We start from the raw sequence: 16,097 nt of genomic DNA on the forward strand, positions 1-16,097 counted from the left end.
TACATAACACCACTGCAAGGCGCTATTTGGCTCACTTTTAATTAATTTTGTAAGTGTTAATTATTACTATTAAAACCGCTCGCTTATGGCTCTTTTTTGGGTAAATAAAAACTATATCATGCTTGTAATAAAACAGACTTTTATGACAAATAGACTAAACTTACATTATGCCTTAGCAATTAAGTATTGTAGGTTTGAACTTAGGCCCGTTTTACTTAGTTATTTTGGTATAGCATAAAAATCATAAAACGTAAGGAAAGTGCTATGGAAAAAGCTTCGAACCTTGAAAGTAAAATGTATGTGCTAGATACCAACGTACTACTCCACGAACCCCTCGCTTATTTGTCATTTCAAGAGCATAACGTTGTAATCCCCATGACGGTACTTGAAGAACTCGACCACATTAAAGACAGAAAACACGACGTAAGCCGCGATGCACGTGTGGCTATTCGTGGCTTGGATGAGGTATTAAAGGACGCAACCCCAGAGCAAATGCTGCAAGGTGTGGCGCTGCCTAGCAATAAAAAGGCAAATGCCGATTCAACTGGCACGCTTATTATTGTAAATGATCACCTTTTTGCAGACTCCATTTCTGGTTTACCGGGGGATGAAAATGACCATCGCATTATTAATTGCGCTGTGTACTTACAAAAACAGCACAGCGATTCAAAAATTGTATTGGTAACAAAAGATATAAACATGCGCCTTAAAGCTAAAGGGGCTGGTCTAAAATATGTTGAGGATTACCGCACTGACCAACTGATTGACGATATTGCATTACTAACCAGTGGCTATAAAAAAATTGAAGGAGATTTTTGGCAGCATGTAGGTGAGTGTAATACCGAGCAACTCGGGCGGGATACGTTTCATCATGTGCCTAAAAATTTAATACCGGATGTGTTTTGTAATGAATATTTACTTGATGGTGAGGATCAGTTTGCGGCGCGTGTTAAATCGTACGATGACGAGCACATAACGTTAAAAGATATTGGCGTTGAGCGTCTAATGCACCAACAAGCATGGGGCGTTAAGCCTAAAAATATTTACCAAGGTATGGCACTTGATGCGTTATTAGATTCAAGTATTGAGCTTGTTATTTTAACCGGACCCGCAGGGTGTGGCAAAACGTTGCTAGCGCTTGCAAGTGCACTTGAAATGGTCATCGAAAAAGGTATTTACGATAAGGTTATTGTGACGCGTAACACGCCAGAAATTGCAGAATCTATTGGCTTTTTACCTGGCACTGAAGAGGAGAAAATGGCGCCATGGTTAGCGGCTATCACCGATACGCTTGAGGTATTACATAAAGGCGATGAAAACCCGATTTCTAGCCGTAACTACATTATGGAAAAAGCCAATGTACAATTTAAGTCGGTAAACTTTATGCGCGGGCGCAGCATCCAAAATGCGGTGGTAATTTTAGATGAAAGCCAAAATTTAACCGCTTCTCAGCTTAAAACGATTATTACGCGCTGCGGAGAAGGTACAAAGCTGATTTGTAGTGGTAACTTAGCGCAGATAGACAGTAATTATTTAACCCCCGTAACATCTGGTCTGACGTATATCGTTGAGCGTTTTAAAGATTTTGAAGGCAGTGCAACGATTAATTTAAATGGCGTAGTACGAAGCCGTTTGGCCTCTTTTGCGGAAGAGAATTTATAGCTTGCGCTTAGCAAATTGGCTCGATAGTCTAACTATTGATTTTCGAGCCATATAACAGGCAATACGTTGAAGTTTTTACCACTGAAATATTATTATCGTTCTTTATTTATTGCGCTGTTAGTACCGTTAATTGTCGCTTTTCTATTATGCCTGCATTTATACAACATAAAGCTTGAACGGGCGGTCGAAAAACGTGAAGCTGACTTTGCTAATGTATCTGCTCAAGTTGACCATGGCATGAACTCGGTAAATGATTTGCTCAACTCTATGTTTAGCTTATATCAGCGGCCTACATCTACTGAAATAAATCAAACGTTGCTAGAGAATATTAATCAGTTCAGTGGTTATTATTATCGCCATTTTAAGGAGCAAGGCACTGAAATTATTGGTAATGGGGAATTTTCGCTATCTACCAAAGCTCTTTTAAAGTGGCGTCAGGTATTTTCACTTGGACCATCTTTTAATACAACGCTTGCCCTTATGCCGTCGTTATCGGCCGTAGCGTATGTAGATGAAAATGGTTTTGCTTATGTGAGTAGGCGTAATAAAAGCCAAAGCTTAATGCTTAGTGAAATATTAAATGGTAAATTTAAACCTCTGTTTTCTCGCAATAAACTCACTTCAGGCCCACTAGTTAAAATTAAAGATAAATCCTATTTTGCAGTTGGCCGTCAACGAGATATAGGTTCCAGTGATTATATTATTTTGATTTACGACGTTCAGGCTATCTCCGGTTGGTTAAGTAAAGTTTCACCGAGTAAAGGTGAATATGTATTTATGAATCAGTCGCATCAAATTATTGCTAGTTCAAAAAATCTAATTGAGAAAGCGGTGCAGCCTAAGTCTTATTGGCCTAACTTGGCAGAGCACTCACAAGCAACAACAGTATTGAGCAGCGACAGTAACTTTTTCATGCAACCTATGGGCGACTTGCCCATTCATGCTGCATATTACGAAGGAAAACCGCAATTTGTAAGCTCAATTAAATACGAAATATTGCTAGAATTTGTATTTTTAACGTTGTTTTTAAGCATGATGTTTGCTGTGTTTTTTTGGTTGAGCCAACGAATTTTTGTAAAACCCATGACGCATTTAATGCATTTTTTGGAAAGTAATAATACGCAGCACAACAAACTAAATTATAAAGTGCCATTAAGCTGGCAACCTTGGTTTTCTAAAGTAAAAAGTGTGTTGAGTAAAAATGAGCAATTAGTCGACTCGCTTCAAAACGCTAACAAAGCCCTTGATGAGCAAGTACAGCGTCAATCAGAAAAGCTTAACCGTAGTTACGAGGCAAAAGAGCGCCATTTAGCTCTATTAAATACTATGTTAAATAGCGTGCCTGATCTTATTTACTTTAAAAATATTGATGGCACATTTTTAGGTTGTAACAGGGCATTTGAAGCTTATATAGGCAAAGACCAAACTTCACTCGTTGGAATGCATGTAGATAATTTTGGTGAAAACGCTCAACAAATAAATACGCTAGAAAAACAAGTACTACAAAATAGAAATACGTTAGAGCAGCGAATAGACACGGATACAAAATCATACCAGTTAACAATTGCGCCTTTTTACAATGAGCATCAGCACTTATTAGGCACAATGGGAATTGGACGAGATATCACTGAGCAACAGCAAACGTTGCATGCACTAAAAGCCTCAGAATCTAAATTCAGAAGTGCTATTGAATTTGCCGCTAACTGCGTAGTGCTACTTTCGCTAGAGCATACGATAGTGCAAGTAAATAGAGCCACTAGAAAGCAATTTTCTGTTCAGCACACCTTAGTGGGTGAGCCATTAAAAACATTGTTTGATGAATCACAATGGCTGCAAATTAAAGAGGCTTTAGCGCAACTGCTTGATGATAAAAAAAAGGTGCATCACTTAACTCTTTCTCAAGGAAAATTAACTAGCTGGCTGCAACTGAGTATGTCGCTTGTTTGGGATGAAAACCGAGACCCTGCTTATTACGTTATTCACATTCAGGATGTGAGCGCTTTAACTAAGGCAAAGCACGATGCAGAGCGTGCAACATTAGCTAAAAGCCGTTTTATTGCTAATTTAAGTCACGAAATTCGTACTCCCCTAAATGCAGTATTAGGCCTGCTCGATATGCTTATTGAACAAGGTTTAACACAAAAGCAATTACAACATACAGACCAAGCTAAAAATGCAGCGCAAAGTTTATTATTAATGCTAAACAGAATGCTTGATTTTGCACGTATAGAAAGCGCTCAAACAGATTTGAAATTATCGCCTTTTAGTGTAATTGAGCTTGTTGATATCTGTGAAAGCCTGACAGCACCACTCTGTGAAGGTAAAGGCATAGAGTTTATTATTGATATTGATCCGCTAATAGCGCCCGATTTAATTTGCGACAGTATTCGTCTGCAGCAAATATTAGGTAATTTACTTACAAATGCTGTTAAGTTCACTGAAACAGGCTCTATTACACTAAAAATGGAGCTTGTTGAAGGCGATAGCTCAGAGCAGCAACATATTTGTTTTAAAGTCATTGATACAGGTATGGGAATAGATGAGGCCGATCAGAGGCGCTTATTTGATGCGTTTACGCAAGGCGATGAGTCATCTACACGGATACACCAAGGTGTGGGTCTTGGTTTAGCGATTGTTAAACATGCAGTGTCGTTAATGGGTGGTGAGGTAGCGCTTAAAAGCAAAAAAGGTTATGGCTGTGAATTTTATTTCAGCATTAGCTTATTGGTTGATACGAGTCAAAATAAAATGCTACCAAGTAATGCGCTCGCTATTTTATCAGAGCAAAGTAAGGAGCTTGAGTACGTTGCTAACGCGTATAGTGAATTGGCTAATATTAGTTTAGATGAGGTATTAAAATACCCAATTAAGCTATCTAACACTAAACAAATAATAGTGGATGCAAATGATTTACCGGCGTTATTAAAAGTTGAAGTGATTAATAACGCACTATCAGCGAAAGAAGTATCAGTGATCATAGTGAATCATCAACACACGCTTAATCTTCCCAACAGTGAGTATTTAGCTGCTAAGCATGTAAAAGCCTCTGCACTTGGGCAAAGGTTATTTAGCTTAAGCTCCTTAGTTGAGCCTAAAGCAGATTTAAATACTGTTTTACACAATGTTCCAGAATTAAAAGCCGATATATCAGGTCTACTTGTATTAGCAATTGATGATAACCAATTAAATTTAGAGGTTATTAGTTGTGTACTTCGCCAAGCAAATATAAACGTAGTCACCGCTTTGAGCGCATCAATTGGCATGGAGTTATTACAAGTATTAAAACCGGATCTCATATTAATGGATGTGCAGATGCCACACATAGATGGCTGCCAAGCAACGACGTTGATTCGCCAACAGTTTGACGTAAAGCAGTTACCTATTTTTGCGTTAACCGCGCATTGTGAGCCCGCTGATATTGAGCGTTCTTTGCAATGCGGCATGAATAAACATTTAACTAAGCCTGTAGTTGCTAAAGTGCTTATTGATGCAATAGCTGATTTAAACTTAGCAAAACCGAGCTTTTTTGAACGTTCTTTTGCACTTGCTCAATTCAGTTCTGATGAAACATTACTTAATACTATGATCGGTAAGTTTGCTACCTTGTGCGAAGCTCAATTAGCGCAAATAGCAGAAACCACCAGTAAAGATGATTTGGTACGCTTAGTGCATAGCATTAAAGGTGTAGCTGGTAATTTAGGTTTTAGGCGATTATCGCATTGTGCGTTAGTATGCGAGCGAAACCTTAAAACAACTAACAAGCCAGTTGAAGCAACACTTAAAGAGCTTATTATGCAATTAGAGCAAGTAATTGTTTTTATAAATGGTTTAGGGGAGACGGATGTCGAAAAGAGCTAAAGTGTTGATAGTGGATGATGATCCGCTAAACAGATTGGTACTTGAAAAAACACTTAACGACGAGCACGACGTATTCTTAGTTGATAGTGGTGAAAAAGCGCTGACATTTATAAAAACCACACAAGTTGATTTAATTATCCTAGATATAATTATGCCTGGTATTGATGGCTATGAAGTTTTAGTGCAGCTTAAAGAAAACCCTATAACTCAATCTGTGCCTATTATATTTATATCAGCAAACCGTAGCCATGACGATGAGGCTAAAGGCCTTGAGCTAGGTGCAATGGATTATATAACTAAGCCATTTAGTCCATCCATTGTAAGAGTTAGGGTTCGCAACCAGCTACTTATCAAGCAAAAGAATGACTTGCTTGAAATGTTGGCCTCTATTGATGGGTTAACTGAAATTCCTAACAGACGTTATCTAGATGAAAATTTATCTCGTGAGTGGCGCAGAAGCAAACGCAGTGGAACGCCATTGTCGGTATTACTTATGGATATTGACCACTTTAAACGTTACAACGACTGCTATGGGCACCGTGCTGGCGATGAGTGTTTGAAAAAAATTGCGCAAGTTCTTGCAGCTCAATGCGAGCGAGGAAGTGATTTTATAGCGCGTTATGGTGGTGAAGAATTTGCTGCAGTGCTACCAGGAATTGGTAAAGCTGAAGCAATTGAATTTGCTAATAAATTGCGCAACGCAGTAAATAGTTTAGATATAGAGCATAAAGCTTCATTAAACGCAGATCACATAACAATTAGTATTGGTATAGCAACAACCGAAAGCGGAAAAGTATATGCCGAACAGACACTACTCGAAGAGGCTGATTTAGGCTTGTATGCGGCCAAAGATGAAGGTAGAGATAGAATAATAGCGCGTTAAAAATAATATTTTTAAATGCAAAACGCCAATATTTATATTGGCGTTTTTAGTATCTAATTACTTTTGAGGTTAGACTTTTTGCTGTTTAGTGCGCAATCATACCTAAAGCTGTGTCACCAATACCTACCAACTTATCGTTTTTAAATACAAGTGGCGTACATTCATCTTTCGTTGTTTTAGAGTCTGAATGTTTACTATGAGTCGCATAAAAAAGCACTTGGTATACATCGCCATCTTTTTTTAATAGTTCTGTGAAATTAGGCGTTTTTAATTGCGTTAAAACGGATTGATAGCTGCTATCCATTTTTAGATCCGATATAGCTTCACGATTATTTTTATGTTGTGCTTGCCAGCTTGAAGCGTTTTTCCCTGACCAATGAGTCTCTGCTTCACCATCAGATACGGCAATAACACAGCCTGTTAAAAATGGTGCAATAAGGGCTGCTGCTAATAGAGATTTATTCATTGTTGTATTCCTTAAATGAGTTTTTGGTATTTTTATTATATAAGGCAAGTAGTAGACCAAATTTAAAAGTTATTTAAATTCAGTTACTTAGGTTTTTGTGGCTGTGTTTCACTAATCATTTTCAAACATAATTAGTAAAAACAGCCATATTTTAGCTTTTTTAACTATTTTTTGTATTGTGTTTATACTAAGCGATTACGCGATTCGCCGTTATTGAACGCAGTAATATTTAGGCTGACCTCATTGATTAGTCGTACTATTGATTCAGTACTTGCCCAGGCAATGTGTGGTGTAAGTAACAAGTTATTGCCAGTGTAATTAGCAAGCGGATTAGTTAGCTCCGCAGGCTCTTTTGTTAGAACATCTACACCCGCGCCAGCGATTAAGTTTTGCTCAAGTGCTGTTGTTAAATCTGCTTCGTTAATAATTCCACCGCGCGCGGTGTTAATAATAATTGCGCTTGGCTTCATTAGTTTTAGCTCATCAAGTGCTATTAAATCGCGTGTTTCGTCAGTAAGCGGGCAATGAACACTAATTATATCTGCTGTTTTTAGTACTTCTTCAAATGGGGTACGGCCATCTCTACATTTTACGCCTTTGCGCTCAGCAATAATTACTTTTGCTCCAAAAGCTTCTGCCACTTTTGCTACGCCTTTACCCAGTGTTCCACCACCTATAATGGCAAACGTTTTATCTTGAAGGTCATTAAAACCGTAATCAAGGCGACAAAACATTTCACTTTTTTGCCAAGCGCCTTGTTGGCAATCGGCTTGATAGCGGTGTGTATTTCCTAGTAAGTTAGTCACTAACGAAAATGTATGTTGAACAACAGAAGGTGTAGAGTAACCAGCGACATTAGTCACTGCAATACCAAACTCTTTTGCCGCGTTTAAATCAACATTATTTGTGCCTGTTGCACTTACGCATATAAGCTTAAGTTGTTTTAGCTGGCTGATTGTTTCGCGATTTAGTACGGCTTTATTGGTAATAAGTACATCTGCACCTTGGCAATGCTCAATAACTTGCCCTGGACTGGTCAGTTCATATGTTTTTAAATTGCCGAGTGCTTCAATACAGGCTAAAGACGTTTTAGCTAATGTGGCGTTATCTAAAATAGTAATGTTCATTATGAGCCTTTAATTAGTGGATCTTAAATAGTTTCAATCGTGACAGTGTAAACGATTTATAGAAACTTAAAATGTGAAGTTAAGGTACTACGAAAGGAAGCCTTTGAAAATGGCATTACTACCAAATAACTAGAGGCAGTTTAGATTTTTTGATTAAAAATGACGGTATTTTGGGCTTACATTAGGACAAAAAATACTTATATTGCCAATATGAGTGAATTGTTGAGTGTGAGCCGTTTGCACAAGTTTTGTTTAGTGTATATTTATTACTGCGCTGTAATTAGCGCGTTATTAGTTTAGGCGCATTTTATTATTAAAAAGTCAAAAAAGGTTATATGTTGAGTATAGTGGTCTGCCCACTAGCGCATTGATAACATGGTATTTTGGCCAACTAAACAGAAATTTTGCACTTATGCGTCAGCGCAGGGTCATAAGAGACGCTACTTAGCTAAATTAGGTTAAGAGATTTATTATTTAAACTCAGAATGGATAAGATCATAATCGCTTTTTGGTTATTTCGTATTTTAGATCGCCTGAGTTATAATCGAACTTAGACATAAACGGTGCGCCTTGGCGTGCCGTTTTTTAACATTATAGATGTAGTAATGAGTGAATTAGAAGATAAATACGCAGATATACGCCCATACAATGACAGCGAAGTTGCGGCTTCGCTAACACGTTTAATTAACGATAATGCGTTTATTGATGTAATAGCAAAATATAATTTACCGGGTTTTTTATCGGCAATGCCTTTTATTGCGCGCCCACTGGTAAAAAGCCAGCTACGTAAAAAATGGGGCAAAGTTAGCACCATTGAAGACGTACAAAATGAAGTGGCGCAATATTTAGATAAACTAGTAAAGCGTACGACTTCAAAGGTCACTTTTTCCGGATTAGATCAATTAGATCCAAACCAAGCTTATTTATTTATTTCAAATCACCGCGACATTGTACTCGACCCTGCGTTAGTTAATTGGGGTTTATACCAGCATAAAATGAAAACAGTACGCATTGCTATTGGTGATAATTTATTGCAAATACCTTACATCACTGAACTAATGCGCTTAAACAAAAGCTTTATAGTAAAACGCTCAGCAAAAGCGCCAAAAGAAATGCTTAAAGCACTAACGCAGCTTTCATCTTATATTTACGACTCTTTATCTGGCGGTAATTCTATTTGGATTGCGCAAAAAGAAGGGCGTGCAAAAGATGGCTTTGATCAGACAGATCCGGCACTTTTAAAAATGCTGCAGTTAAATGGCCGTAAGCAAAAGAAAGAGTTTGGCGAGTACATTAAAGAACTTAAAATTGTTCCAGTGTCTATTTCGTATCAGTATGAGCCGTGTGCTATTGCCAAAGCCAAAGAGCTTTATCATAAGCAACAGCATGGCGAATACGTAAAATCAGCGGGAGAAGACATAGCAAGTATTGTTGAAGGCTTTAGCGCAGCTAAAGGGCATGTGCATTTAGCATTTGGTCAGCCAATAGAAGAGCAGTGCGATAGTGCAGAGGAGCTTGCTAAAACAATTGATAAGCAAATAGTTGATTCATTTTACCTGCATCCGGGAAATTATATTGCTGGTGGCTGCAAAAAAGCGGTTATTGACTCGCCAGATACCGCTAAATTTGAGGAGCGCTTGGCATTGGTTCCACAAGAGCTGAAACCGTTAGTACTAGCTATGTATGCTAAGCCGTTTCATCGTAAGGCAGAAATAAATACTAATAGCTGCGAGCATTAAGGGTCGTTATTTTGGTAATGTTTTAAGCTAACGTCAGATCAAATAGATAAAAGCAGCAACGATAAGGCTGCTTTTTTTTTGTGCAAAAATAACGCTATACTGATACGGTTAATCATATTACGAGGGGAGAGCAATGCAACAAATTGAAATATTTGATATTCCAAGCCCTTGCAAAAGCATTTGCCTAGTAAATAACAGAGGATATTGTAAGGGGTGTTATCGTAGTCGTGACGAGCGCTTTACGTGGAACTCACTCACTAATGCACAAAAAAAGAAGGTGCTTAGTTTATGCCAGCAGCGCTATAAACGATATTTACAGAAACAGCAGCAAGCGGCAGCTCAAAGCACGGGAGTAGAACAAAGAGGGTTCGACTTTTAAAAGTGCAAACCGTATTTGGCTTTTAGTGCGTATACGGTGCCATTATTAGTTAAATTGGTTAACGATTTCTCGAGTTTACCTATCAGGTTTTTGTTATTTTTATTTAAGTAATGGTAAAGCGGATAAGAGGCTAATACTTCTTTTTGAAAGCAGCTTTTTGACTCAAACGCGTCGCTATTAGTCGCTGCAAAGTCGACCATTAAAGCACCTTGAACTTTTTGTTGAGCGAGTAAATTTAATTGAGTACTTATACTTTTAACTTTAATAACAGAGCCGGAGAATTTAGTGTTTGTTAAATAACGTTCTTGTACTGGGTAAGCGTCAACAATAGCAATGCTATTGAGTTGTTCTAACTTATTGGGCAAGCATGTTTTATAAAGTATTAAGTCGAATTTAAATAGCTCGTAATTAACTCTAACTAAATTTTTATAGTTTTGTTCAACGCTTATATCCCTTCCTAATTGGCCATCTAATACGCCATTATTTGCAGCTAGTAATGCATTTTTTCGGCTAAAATCGACAATATGAATTTTAAAGCCAATATCGGCGTACGCTAATTTTAATAGCGCTAATGCATAATCAGCTTGTGGAGAGCTTTGTGGGCGATTAAAGGTCAGGCTATACTGGTGGCTAAAACAAGATGCACTGAAAAATAAATTTACTAATAATAACAAGACACTAAAACGACTGTTCATTACCAGTTCCAATAACTACAGAGATAAATAAAATAAGACGCGTATAATAGCAAGTCGACTACCGCTTGCCCAGTTTAGTGGGCGGGTTTATCAATTTCATATGTGAATAAGGAAGTATTGTGAGTTTTAATTTATGCCTATTACCACGGGAAGAGAAATACCAAATTCAGCTCGATTACGAAGCGTCTTTTTGGGCGTATCAAATTAAGCGAAATAAAAAAACACGTGAGCAAGTATACAATACTATTCATAGCCGTCCGATGGCTGAGCAAATGGTGCTAAAGCAAAAGTTTGAGCAATATTTAGCATTAATGCTTAGTTAGCGCTTAGGTTAAGTGATGTATAGCGTTGGTGTGCTCGATGAGCTAAAAACCCCACTCGTTAATAAGTTTTACAAACAATACAATGTAAGAGGGCGCGCAAACAAACAAGATAAGCTCTGGGTTACTTACTATAATAATGAAATAGTCGCAGCATGTAGGCTACAAAATAAAGTAGATTTTTTGTTTTTATCTACTGTTTTTGTCGCTCCAAAGCATCGTGGTAGAGGCGTGGCTAAGCAGTTAATATCTGCTCTTATAAAACAGCAAAATAAAGTAATTTACACCTTTGCTTATAAAAACCTTACCGATTTATATTGTGCTATTGGATTTAACCAAGTGTTAACATATACTCTTGCTTTACAAGTACTTTTTGATACTTACAAACATCGAAATATTATCGCGCTAGAGTACCTATAGCAATAAAATAACAATATGGAATAAGCATGAGCAAATGCGTTAATGGAATAATTAGTTGCTTTATAGTTTTTATGACTATTTTGAGTTGCCAAGTTGGCGCACAAGTAAAACGCTTATCTCCTAGCGAAGGTTTGTCACAAAGCTACGTCAATACAATGCTAATTGATAATAACGGCTATCTTTGGCTTTCTACTGAGGCAGGGCTTAACCGTTACGATGGCTATCAAGTTATTCCAATTAATGGGCCTAATGGCGAGTTAGAAGAAGCCATAATTGACCGCATTTACCAAGATCCCGCAGATCATATTTGGATCGCCTCATTATTAGCAGGATTATTTCGATATGATCCCGTTACTGATTCTTACCAGCAGTTTTTAGAAAAACCAACCAGTGAAGAAGAGATAATTAATCAGTCTGTTTTTAGCATGATTGCAGTTGATAAAAAAACGCTTTGGATTGGACGAGGACGAGACTTTGCAAAGCTTGATATAGCTACAGGTAAAATTACCACAATTTTTGAGCTTCCTGAAAAATTTAAAAATACCTTAGTCAGAAAGCTATTTGCTTACAATGGCTACATATTTATAGGCACAAGCCACGGAGCTTATGTTTTTGATATTGCTACAGAGCAAGTAAGGCCCTTACAGCACTTAAAAGGTGAGGCTGATCACATATATCAAAACAATGTAAAGTCGTTTGCTCTAGGTGAAAACAATCAGCTATTAGTAGGTGCGGTACAAGGTTTATATGAAGTTGATATTAGTAACTTATCAAAAATGTTTGAACGCCCTGACATACCGTTTAAAAATAAAGTACTACTTACCGATTTAAATGTGTGGGCTATTACCAATACCCACGGAAAATTAGATCTAGCGACCGATAAAGGCCTGTTTAAGTTTGATTTAAATAGCGGCGAAATGGTAAAAAATACACGTATCACGCAAAGCAAGTATACCCTTGCTGACACCAGTATTATTGATATGGCCAAGGATAAGTCGGGTGGAACATGGGTTGCCACTAAAACAGATGGCGCCTTTTATTTATCTCACGATAGTTATTATTTTAATAATGTCGATGGCAGTTTACTGGGCGGTGATGGATTATCGCACCACTCTATTTGGGGTATTACGCAATACAAAGACAAGCTTTGGCTTGCTACTCATAACGGCATAACCGAGGTTGACTTAAAAACCAATATTGGCAAAGCCTATTTAAAAGATTACAAAGTAGACTTACTCACTACCGAATTTACCGTATATGAAATAACACCGTATAAAGATAATTTATGGCTTTACACAAACCGTGGATTATTCATTTTTGATCCGGTAACGCACCAAATTACTGAGCCTAAAACACACAACTCTGCTAACCAAGCACTTATTACTGGCCGGGTACATGGTGTTACTTTAATGCCAAATGGCGATTTATATTTTGTACACTCTGATCATGGGGTATTTATATACAATATAGATACGCAAATTATTACTCGTTTAGGGGGGCAACTTGCGCAGTTTGAACCTTTTTTAGCGCATGGCTTTTTACCTGCTTTAAGCAATAAACCTGACTCGCCGTTGTTTTTCAATGCCGGTATTCTATACCAAGTAAACCCTAACGATTTAACTCTTAAAATGATTTATAAAGTACCAAAACAGCATGAAAATGTTGCTATTAGCGTACTGTCTTACTTAATCGATAATAACAATATTTTATGGATATCACTGTCTAATTTTGGCTTGATTGGGCTTGATGCATCGACTTATCAGTTAGTACATACTATTGATTTAGAAAAAAATAAATTGGGCACATTGCTTTACGATATGGTGCTTGATGACGATGGCATGATTTGGATGAGCAGTCATAAAGGTATTTGGCGACTAAATCCTGAAACACTTCATTTTCAACAGTTTAGTACTTCAGAAGGGCTGCTCTCAGCTGAATTTAACAGTAATGCTATGGCTGAGCTCAAAGATGGCCGTATTGCGTATGGCAGCTTAAAAGGGTTTACCTACTTTCACCCCATGGAAAACCAAAGTTATCAATCGCTTATTAATCATGTAAACATCACGCGAGTTGATTTAATGTCGCGAGACTTATCGCTTGATTTAAAACAGCCTCTTAATGAAATTGTACTTAATCATGATGACATTGGGCTAGAAGTTGCGTTCTCGGCAATGGCTTTTAGTAACCAAGAGCGAATTATTTATGAATACCAACTCGATAACGGCCAAAAAACATATACGCGTAATAATAATCAAGTGTTGTTTCCAAAATTAAATCCAGGCAATTATCAATTAAAAGTATGGGCAAAAGATCCGTTTACCGGCGAGTATACCTCTCCCGCTGTTTTAAAAATAAAAGTGAAGTATCCACTTTGGCGAGCACCCTATTTTATGGTGCTTTATGCCATGTTGTTTATTGGCATCGTTGCCATATGGGTTATGCGTCGTAACAAAGTGCAGCGAATTTTATTAGCTGCAAACAAAGAAAGTAAAGAAAGCGAAGCGCGGTTAAAGCTTGCGCTTGAAGGCAGTGAATCTGGGGTTTGGGATTGGAAATCAAGTAGCCCAAGTATTTATCAGCCACGCTTAGTAAGCGAGCTGGGCTACGAAAACGAAACCGTGAGCCTAGATGAGTATTTATCTAAAATACACCCGCAAGATAAGCAACTATTTCGCTTAGAGTGGCTAGAATTCTTATCAACTGAGAAAGGCTATTTTAACTGCACTTACCGTTTACGCCATGCCAAAGGCTATTGGCGCTGGTACAAAGACTTCGGCAAAGTAGTTGAGTGGGATGATAGAACGCCGCTAAAAGTAGCGGGCACTTATACCAACATGACCCGAGAAATGGTGTTTGAAGAGCATGCTTTATTGTTTACAGCTGCGTTTGAGCAAACACGCGATTGGGTATTTATTTTGGATAAAAATTTCAATATTCGTGCTTCCAATAAGTCACTGCAAACAGCGTTTAATTTTTCTGCTGAGTCTTTATCGAGCCGTGCGCTCGATTTAGGTATATCGCGTAGTAACCGTTTTGATTATTTACGCATAATGCAAAAGCTATCGGTAGGGGAGCACTTTACGTGTGAAGACCGTGTAGTGTTAGCCAATGGCGAATCGCATCATGTGCTGGTAAAAATAAGTGCAGTGGCCGATAGCGAACAACGACTCAATAGCTATGTAATTATTTTAACTGATATTAATGCACAAAAATCGGCCGAAAGTGAGCTGCATTTACTAGCCAATTACGACAGGCTTACGGGGTTACCTAATCGAGCATTATTTAACGACCGAGTAGAGCATGCGCTAGAGCAAGCTGAGCTACACAAGTGTAAAGTGGCTTTATTACATATTAACATTAAGCGTTTTAAATATTTTAATGACTCATTAGGGCATGAAGCGGCCGATGGGCTTATTAAAGAAGTTGCAGAGCGTTTAAAGAGCGCTTTACGCCCATCAGACAGTGTTGCTCGCTTTGGAGGCGACGAATTTGTTGTGCTAGTTGAGGATATTTATCAAATCGAAGAAGTACTCATAATGTGTACTAGATTGATGGATTGTGTAAAACAAAATATTTCAATTAATGGCCAAGTGGTTAATGTTAATTTGAGTATTGGGGTCGCTATATCGCCCGATGACGCACAGGCAGGGCCGGCACTTTTAAAAGCGGCAAGCATAGCGCTTTACCATGCAAAAGACGCTTTAGGAGGGCGCTATCAGTTTTATAAACAAGAGATGAATCAACATGTTCAAAAAGCGCTTCATCTTGAGTCGCAGTTAACTAAAGCATATCAAGAAGAGGAATTTTGTAACTATTACCAACCTATTATTAATGCTGAAAGCCAAAAAACAGAAGGCTTTGAAGTACTGTTGCGTTGGCCAGAAAACAAACTAGTACAAACTCAAGAGTTTTCGGTTGCGGCAGAAGGAATAGGGCTAATTACAAAAATAATGCTGCAGACCTTTGCTCGTGCATTGCAAGAGTTGAAAGAATGGCGAAAAGCCTCACCTCATTTATACCTTTCTATTAATTTATCGGCGCTTGATTTTGAATTTGAAGATTTAGTGCCAGAGATCAGAAATGCCCTAAACCGCGCTCAAGTATCATCAGAAGCGATTGTTTTTGAAATAACAGAGTCTGTACTTATGCGCGACTCCCATCAAGCATTGAAGAGTATGGAGCAGCTAAAAAAATTAGGATGCAGACTTTATATGGATGACTTTGGGACTGGATATGCGTCACTGACCTATTTAAAACGCTTCCCTATCGATGTATTAAAAATTGATAGAAGCTTTGTTGAAGATATTGGAGTTGATTCTGACGATGAAGCAATTATTCAGTCAACGCTTGCGCTGGCGCACAGCCTAGGAAAAGAGTGTGTTGCAGAGGGAGTAGAAAGCTTACATCAACTTAGCTTTTTAAAAGCTCGAGGATGCAAGCATTTTCAAGGTTACTTATTTTCTAAGCCAGTGCCTAACAAAGAAGTGTTGGGGCTTATTAATCGCGACTGGAGCGATATATTTAATCAACAATAGTACCTTAAAACAA

At 38.0% G+C, this 16,097-nt stretch carries 11 protein-coding genes; 8 read left to right on the plus strand and 3 right to left on the minus strand.

Annotated elements, in window-relative coordinates:
* Positions 1-264: 264 nt before the first annotated feature.
* From J8L71_RS00835 to J8L71_RS00845, 3 genes are all read left to right on the plus strand, one after another.
* Positions 265-1,662, plus strand: a complete 1,398-nt coding sequence (locus tag J8L71_RS00835; RefSeq protein WP_210998845.1) for a PhoH family protein — start codon at positions 265-267, stop codon at positions 1,660-1,662.
* A gap of 66 nt (positions 1,663-1,728) precedes the next feature.
* The gene (locus J8L71_RS00840; protein ID WP_210998846.1) at positions 1,729-5,520 is read left to right on the plus strand and encodes an ATP-binding protein; all 3,792 of its coding nucleotides are present in this window, start codon (positions 1,729-1,731) and stop codon (positions 5,518-5,520) included.
* On the plus strand, positions 5,504-6,403 hold the full coding sequence (locus J8L71_RS00845) for a diguanylate cyclase (protein WP_210998847.1): 900 nt from the start codon (positions 5,504-5,506) through the stop codon (positions 6,401-6,403). The genes J8L71_RS00840 and J8L71_RS00845 overlap by 17 nt, the downstream gene beginning before the upstream one ends.
* A gap of 85 nt (positions 6,404-6,488) precedes the next feature.
* Here J8L71_RS00845 and J8L71_RS00850 read toward each other — a convergent pair whose 3' ends face one another.
* Positions 6,489-6,869 carry a DUF3192 domain-containing protein gene (locus J8L71_RS00850; RefSeq protein WP_210998848.1) on the minus strand — a complete coding sequence of 127 codons (381 nt, stop codon included), beginning with the start codon at positions 6,867-6,869 and terminating at the stop codon, positions 6,489-6,491.
* Between the two features lie 182 nt (positions 6,870-7,051).
* Positions 7,052-7,996 carry a D-2-hydroxyacid dehydrogenase gene (locus J8L71_RS00855; protein WP_210998849.1) on the minus strand — a complete coding sequence of 315 codons (945 nt, stop codon included), beginning with the start codon at positions 7,994-7,996 and terminating at the stop codon, positions 7,052-7,054.
* 605 nt (positions 7,997-8,601) lie between these two features.
* Between J8L71_RS00855 and J8L71_RS00860 the strand changes: the two genes are divergently transcribed.
* On the plus strand, positions 8,602-9,735 hold the full coding sequence (locus tag J8L71_RS00860; protein ID WP_210998850.1) for a 1-acyl-sn-glycerol-3-phosphate acyltransferase: 1,134 nt from the start codon (positions 8,602-8,604) through the stop codon (positions 9,733-9,735).
* A gap of 133 nt (positions 9,736-9,868) precedes the next feature.
* Positions 9,869-10,114 carry a DUF1289 domain-containing protein gene (locus tag J8L71_RS00865; RefSeq protein WP_210998851.1) on the plus strand — a complete coding sequence of 82 codons (246 nt, stop codon included), beginning with the start codon at positions 9,869-9,871 and terminating at the stop codon, positions 10,112-10,114.
* Here the strand turns inward: J8L71_RS00865 and J8L71_RS00870 are convergent.
* Complete coding sequence (locus tag J8L71_RS00870; protein ID WP_210998852.1) at positions 10,111-10,809, minus strand: transporter substrate-binding domain-containing protein; 699 nt, start codon at positions 10,807-10,809, stop codon at positions 10,111-10,113. The two genes, J8L71_RS00865 and J8L71_RS00870, sit on opposite strands and share 4 nt — an antisense overlap.
* A 119-nt stretch (positions 10,810-10,928) precedes the next feature.
* Between J8L71_RS00870 and J8L71_RS00875 the strand changes: the two genes are divergently transcribed.
* Genes J8L71_RS00875 through J8L71_RS00885 form a run of 3 tightly spaced genes read left to right on the plus strand, consistent with a single transcriptional unit; the run spans position 10,929 to position 16,084 of the window.
* Positions 10,929-11,132 (plus strand): DUF3283 family protein, encoded by a 204-nt coding sequence (locus J8L71_RS00875; RefSeq protein ID WP_002962585.1) that lies wholly within the window; start codon positions 10,929-10,931, stop codon positions 11,130-11,132.
* A 15-nt stretch (positions 11,133-11,147) separates the two neighbouring features.
* On the plus strand, positions 11,148-11,549 hold the full coding sequence (locus J8L71_RS00880; protein ID WP_210998853.1) for a GNAT family N-acetyltransferase: 402 nt from the start codon (positions 11,148-11,150) through the stop codon (positions 11,547-11,549).
* A gap of 26 nt (positions 11,550-11,575) precedes the next feature.
* On the plus strand, positions 11,576-16,084 hold the full coding sequence (locus tag J8L71_RS00885; protein ID WP_210998854.1) for an EAL domain-containing protein: 4,509 nt from the start codon (positions 11,576-11,578) through the stop codon (positions 16,082-16,084).
* The last annotated feature ends 13 nt before the right edge of the window (positions 16,085-16,097 follow it).

It is taken from the genome of Pseudoalteromonas sp. MMG007 (genome assembly GCF_018100985.1).
In the GTDB taxonomy this organism is placed as follows: Bacteria; Pseudomonadota; Gammaproteobacteria; order Enterobacterales; family Alteromonadaceae; genus Pseudoalteromonas.

Excerpts from the sequence above, each read along its gene's own strand:
- J8L71_RS00835 (WP_210998845.1), top strand. The coding sequence starts at position 265 with ATGGAAAAAGCTTCGAACCTTGAAAGTAAAATGTATGTGCTAGATACC.
- J8L71_RS00845 (WP_210998847.1), top strand. The coding sequence starts at position 5,504 with ATGTCGAAAAGAGCTAAAGTGTTGATAGTGGATGATGATCCGCTAAAC.
- J8L71_RS00850 (WP_210998848.1), bottom strand. The coding sequence starts at position 6,869 with ATGAATAAATCTCTATTAGCAGCAGCCCTTATTGCACCATTTTTAACA.
- J8L71_RS00855 (WP_210998849.1), bottom strand. The coding sequence starts at position 7,996 with ATGAACATTACTATTTTAGATAACGCCACATTAGCTAAAACGTCTTTA.
- J8L71_RS00860 (WP_210998850.1), top strand. The coding sequence starts at position 8,602 with ATGAGTGAATTAGAAGATAAATACGCAGATATACGCCCATACAATGAC.
- J8L71_RS00865 (WP_210998851.1), top strand. The coding sequence starts at position 9,869 with ATGCAACAAATTGAAATATTTGATATTCCAAGCCCTTGCAAAAGCATT.
- J8L71_RS00870 (WP_210998852.1), bottom strand. The coding sequence starts at position 10,809 with ATGAACAGTCGTTTTAGTGTCTTGTTATTATTAGTAAATTTATTTTTC.
- J8L71_RS00880 (WP_210998853.1), top strand. The coding sequence starts at position 11,148 with ATGTATAGCGTTGGTGTGCTCGATGAGCTAAAAACCCCACTCGTTAAT.
- J8L71_RS00885 (WP_210998854.1), top strand. The coding sequence starts at position 11,576 with ATGAGCAAATGCGTTAATGGAATAATTAGTTGCTTTATAGTTTTTATG.